Origin of the sequence: Vibrio sp. Vb1026, assembly GCF_033338745.1 — a bacterium.
Taxonomy (GTDB): domain Bacteria; phylum Pseudomonadota; class Gammaproteobacteria; order Enterobacterales; family Vibrionaceae; genus Vibrio; species Vibrio alginolyticus.
Genome location: NZ_JAWOTH010000212.1, coordinates 1 through 1,032, shown reverse-complemented (window position 1 = coordinate 1,032; position 1,032 = coordinate 1). Strand labels below are relative to the sequence as shown.

The 1,032-nt window shown below is 48.8% G+C and carries 2 protein-coding genes; both read left to right on the top strand.

The window, feature by feature from the left end; genetic code table 11:
- Positions 1–338: chemotaxis protein CheB (locus R7E47_RS25375; protein ID WP_318085586.1), on the top strand; the 338-nt coding region annotated here is incomplete at its 5' end.
- 8 nt (positions 339–346) lie between these two features.
- Positions 347–1,032: ParA family protein (locus tag R7E47_RS25370; protein WP_318085584.1), on the top strand; the 686-nt coding region annotated here is incomplete at its 3' end.

Sequence of the window (1,032 nt, the reverse complement as noted above, 5' to 3'; positions counted from 1 at the left end):
AAATGATGATTGATGGTCGTGCAGGTGCTGCTCGCCTTCGCATCATTGATGGCGGTGATCGCATGAACTACAAACCGTGTGTGGATGTGACCTTTGGCTCTGCGGCGAAAGTTTACGGCGACAAAGTACTTTCTATGGTGCTCACCGGAATGGGTGCAGATGGCCGAGAAGGTGCACGTATGCTGAAATCGGCAGGCTCAACCATTTGGGCACAAGACGAAGAAAGCTGTGTGGTTTACGGTATGCCTCAAGCTGTTGCTAAAGCGGGCATTTCTTCTGAAGATTTACCTCTTGACCGAATTGCAGAACGCATGCTGGTGGAAGTGGGTTTAGCGTAGGATAAATCATGATCGTTTGGAGTGTAGCTAACCAAAAAGGTGGGGTAGGTAAAACCACATCAACAGTGACACTAGCAGGTTTGTTGAGCCAGAAAGGTCATCGTGTATTGATGGTCGACACCGATCCTCATGCGTCACTGACGACTTATCTTGGTTACGACTCAGATACCGTGTCATCAAGCTTGTTCGATCTGTTTCAGCTAAAGACGTTCACTCGCGATACGGTTAAGCCGTTGATCTTAGAAACCGAGTTGGAAGGAATGGACATCATTCCTGCGCACATGTCATTGGCTACGCTAGACCGCGTAATGGGTAACCGTAGTGGCATGGGGCTGATTTTGAAGCGCGCACTTCAAGCGGTTTCGCAAGATTACGACTACGTGTTGATCGATTGTCCGCCAATCCTTGGTGTGATGATGGTTAATGCACTCGCGGCGAGTGATCGTATCTTGATCCCAGTACAGACTGAGTTCCTCGCGATGAAAGGCTTGGAACGTATGATTCGTACGTTGACGATCATGCAGAAATCACGTCCAGATGGGTTCAAAGTCACCATCGTACCAACCATGTACGACAAGCGAACTCGCGCTTCGTTGCAGACTTTGACGCAACTGAAAAAAGACTACCCGAACCAAGTGTGGACTTCCGCAGTACCGATTGACACCAAGTTCCGAGACGCAAGTTTGAAACACTT